The sequence below is a fragment of the Microvirga sp. P4_G7 genome (assembly GCF_056401005.1).
This window is the reverse complement of record NZ_JBFUKD010000321.1, coordinates 1-3,973: the sequence shown is the minus strand read 5'-3', so window position 1 is coordinate 3,973 and position 3,973 is coordinate 1. Positions and strand designations below refer to the sequence as shown.

General features: G+C 61.8%; 4 protein-coding genes and 1 pseudogene. 2 read left to right on the top strand and 3 right to left on the bottom strand.

The window, feature by feature from the left end:
- On the bottom strand, positions 1–1,331 hold a 1,331-nt coding region (locus tag AC1DT3_RS13635), incomplete at its 3' end, for a glutamate--cysteine ligase (protein ID WP_477465790.1).
- A gap of 131 nt (positions 1,332–1,462) precedes the next feature.
- The gene (locus AC1DT3_RS13630) at positions 1,463–2,602 is read right to left on the bottom strand and encodes a carboxylate-amine ligase (RefSeq protein ID WP_477465789.1); all 1,140 of its coding nucleotides are present in this window, start codon (positions 2,600–2,602) and stop codon (positions 1,463–1,465) included.
- Between AC1DT3_RS13630 and AC1DT3_RS13625 the strand changes: the two genes are divergently transcribed.
- Entirely contained in the window at positions 2,489–2,743 is a 255-nt protein-coding gene (locus AC1DT3_RS13625) for a hypothetical protein (RefSeq protein ID WP_477465791.1), read from the top strand. The two genes, AC1DT3_RS13630 and AC1DT3_RS13625, sit on opposite strands and share 114 nt — an antisense overlap.
- Before the next feature lie 33 nt (positions 2,744–2,776).
- Here the strand turns inward: AC1DT3_RS13625 and AC1DT3_RS13620 are convergent, their stop codons facing one another.
- Complete coding sequence (locus AC1DT3_RS13620) at positions 2,777–3,523, bottom strand: 16S rRNA (uracil(1498)-N(3))-methyltransferase (protein WP_477465788.1); 747 nt, start codon at positions 3,521–3,523, stop codon at positions 2,777–2,779.
- Between the two features lie 217 nt (positions 3,524–3,740).
- Between AC1DT3_RS13620 and AC1DT3_RS13615 the strand changes: the two are divergent.
- Positions 3,741–3,973, top strand: a pseudogene (locus AC1DT3_RS13615) (hypothetical protein); the annotation flags it as partial.

Sequence of the window (3,973 nt, the reverse complement as noted above, 5' to 3'; positions counted from 1 at the left end):
TTCCACTCGCCGTGGAAGCGGGCGAGCAATCGTTCGGCTGCCGTGCGGCCCGATTCTGCGATCTCGTCGAGATAAGCGAGATGGCGGCTTTCGTCTTCGCCCGACGCGTCGCGATGACCGCGGTTCCGCAATCCCATTCGTGACAGCGCCAAAACATCGCGCGCAACGTCCTGCGCGGAACATCCGGCGATTCTTGCATGAAGCGCGAGCTTTGGCACGTCCGTGCGCAATTGCTCGCGCTCCGATGCCGTCCAGCCTTTCACCAACTGCCATGCACCGTCGAGCGCCGCCGAATCGTAGAGGAGGCCGATCCAGAAAGCGGAAAGGGCGATGATATGGGCGGGCGGCCCGACATCGGCTCCGCGCATTTCGAGATAACGCTTCAAACGCACTTCCGGAAAAAGCGTCGACACGTGGTTCGCCCAATCGGAGCGAGTCGCATATTCGCCGGGCAGTTGCGGAAGCTTGCCCTCTAGCAGATCGCCGAACGACGCACCCGCCACATCATGATACGTCGCACCGCGCTTGACGAAATACATCGGCACTTGCAGTGCCCAATCGACATAGGCTTCGTAACCGAAGCCGTCATCGAATGCGAAAGCCATCATCCCGGTCCGATCGCGATCCGTATCGCGCCAGATTTCCGACCGCATGGACAAGAATCCATTCGGCTTGCCGTCGGTGAAGGGAGAGTTGGCGAAGAGCGCCGTCGCGATCGGTTGCAGCGCGAGCGACACGCGCATCTTCTTCACCATGTCGGCTTCGGAATCGAAATCGAGATTCACCTGCACGGTCGCCGTGCGGTACATCATGTCGAGGCCGCGCGTGCCGACTTTCGGCATGTAGTCCGTCATGATCCGATACCGCGCTTTCGGCATGACGGGCGTCTCTGCACGCGTCCAGAGCGGACTCATGCCGAGCGTCAAAAAGCGGATACCGAGATCGCCGCCCACGTCCTTTGCGAGCACGAGATGTTCGTCCAATTCGCGCGCCGTGTCGTGGATCGTCTCAACCGGCGCGCCGGACAATTCGAACTGGCCGCCGGGCTCCAGCGAGATGGCGCCGCCGACCGACTCGTCCACGAGGCCGATCGGATGCCCGTCCTCGATAATGGGCTCCCAGCCGCCTTTCGCCTGCATGCCATCGAGGAGAGCGCGAATGCCGGTCTCACCGCCATAGGCCACTGGCGATGGGCCCGGGACATGGAACGGGACCTTCTCGTGCTCCGTGCCGAGCCGCCACGTTTCGCGCGGTTTCTCTCCGTCGGCGATCCACGATACGAGTTCAGACCGTGCGCCGATGGGAGTCGCATCCGAAACGTCACGCGCCATGTACCGCCCTCATAGGAAAAGGCGCGGTCGCGCCGCGCCTGACAATTGGTCGCGTGTACATAGGGGTGTCGCAGCCAAGCTGCAATGCGCCTATGGACAACCCTCTCCCGCTTAAACGGGGATTTACAGGCTCAGTGTCGCACCACGGGTTCGCCGATTGTCTCGGCGCTAAGCCAATCCACCACATTGGTCAAAGCATCCCGGTTGGGAAGGCCCCTGCCCAGCCCCTCGGTATAAATCGTCAGTTGCTGGTCCGCGCTCGTCCCACGCGCCACGATCCAACGGGCGAGGTCGATCTCCCGCTGGCATCCGAGTGCCTTGGCATCCTCGGCGACGAGGGCCAGAACCTCGTCCAGGACTTGGCGAACGGGTTTGGCGCTCCGGCTCGCCTCGTCGACGAAGCTCCCGTGGATTCCGTAACGCTGGGCTCGCCAGCTGTTTTCATCGTTGATCGCCCGCGAGGCGCCGGTCTGTCCCGCGTTGAGCTTGGTGTCGAGGCTCAGGCGGCGCACCAAGCAGCGATAAAGCGCCGCGATGGCGATGGTGTCCTCGACCCGCGTGCAGCTGTCGGCCACGCGCAATTCCAGAGTCGGGTGCTTGAGGGAGGGGCGAATCACCCACCAGACATAACTCGAGTTTTCGATCGCCCGCGCAGCCACCAGGGTGTCGACGTAGCGCTGGTAATCGGCGGCGTTCTGGAACAGGTCAGGCAAGCCTGTCCGCGGCAATTCGCGATAGGCCGCAAGGCGATAGCCGAGAAGGCCCGTCCGTTGCGCCTGCCAGAACGGCGAGGAGGTGGAAAGCGCCAGAAGCAGCGGCAGGTAAGGCTGGATCCGGTTCATGATATCCACGCGGGCGGACAAATCCGGCACCTCCACATGAACATGCATGCCGCACACCACAGTCCGGCTACCGATCATCTGAAGGTCGTGCATGACCTTGCCGTAGCGCGGCTGCTTGTTCGCGCGGACCCTCGTCCAAACCGCCAGCGGATGCGTTCCGGACGCCATGATCGACAGGTCGTGCTCACGGGCGATGGCGCCGAGCGATGCACGCAATCCGGCAAGCCCGGCCCGCGCTTCCGAGAAGTCGACACCGGGCTTTGTGGCGACTTCGATCTGCGGCTCGAGCATCTCCGCTTGAACGTTGTCATGTAAATGTTCGTTGCAGGATTTGAAGAATTCCTTGATGCCGTTTCGCGCCGCATCTCGTTTAGCGATGTCACTGACGAAATATTCTTCTTCAATTCCGAATCGGAATTCCCCAGCCATACCGACTCTCCTCTTGGTTTTTCTTATCTTCTCGACGAATTCGACCCGATTCTACTCGACAACAAGGCGCCCAACCTGCGTCCGAATGAGGCAGGATTGGGGCGCGTGCGCAACTTAACGCTAAGCTATTGGGGAGGTTGATCGATCGGCGTCGCCCCTAGGCGAACCGCGTCGTCAGGTCCAGTCTCCGAGCGTGGCCTGCAAAATGGCGAGAGCAGCGACACCTGCCGTGTCCGCACGTAAGATTCGCGGCCCGAGCGAGACGCGAATGCAGCGAGGATGTGAGGAGACAATCGCCCTCTCCTGATCGGTGAACCCTCCTTCGGGGCCAATTACAACGGCCAACCCTGCCGGTCGGTTCCCTACGCCAGCGAGGGCTTGGAACGGGTTCGAAACAGGGGCGTCCTCGTCGCAGAACACGACCAGCCGGTCCTCTTCCAAGGCCTTGATCGACTTCTCGAAATTCAGCTCTTCGCGGACCTCGGGCAGAGTCAGAATGCCGCATTGTTCGGCAGCCTCTATGACGTTGGCGCGCATCCGGTCGAGATTGACGCGCGAGGTCTGCGTCCGCTTCGTCAGGATGGGCTGGAGGACGCCGACCCCCATCTCCACCGCCTTCTGAACCACGTAGTCGAGCCGAGCATGCTTGAGGGGCGCGAAGAGATAGACCAAGTCGGGTCGCGAAGCCTGCTCACGGGTTCGCTCGACGCAGACGAGATCGGCAGCCTTTCGCCCTTCCACCTCGACCGACGCCCGCCACTCCCCGTCAACCCCGTTGAAGATCAAGACGGAATCACCCGCCCGAAGGCGCATGACGTTGAGAAGATAGTTCGCCTGCGCCCGATCCAGGGCAACGCGAGCGCCGGTCGCCAGCGGGGATGTGACGAATAGGCGGGGAGCGTCGAAATCGTATGCAGCCATGAAAATCGCCCCGAAAGAGCTTGGAAATACCGAAACTGCCCAACAGATGCCACATCTTCCTGGGAAAGCATTCGGCCATTGGTCGACGTGCCTTGCCGCACCTGCGAAGTTGGAATGACTTTGCGGGTCCATTCGCCGCTTGGCCTTTGGGGGCGCAACCTGCTAACAGAAAGCCCCGCGCGCGACCTATCGCGCTTTTCGAAGGGATGATTTGCCGATGACGCCTGCCCGTTCGCTCCTTGCCGCTGCACTTGCCGCCGCTGGCGCTTTCGCCGCGGCTCCGGCTTATGCTCAATCGGCCGAATGCCAAAACGCCCAGCAATTCCTGGGCGAACGCCAGACCTTGATCCAACAACTGAACAAGCTCGGCGGTGGCGGCGGCAAGAAGAAGCAGATCGACCCCCGCGCGGCTTGCACCATCTTCACCAAGCTCGTGACCAATGGAAATGC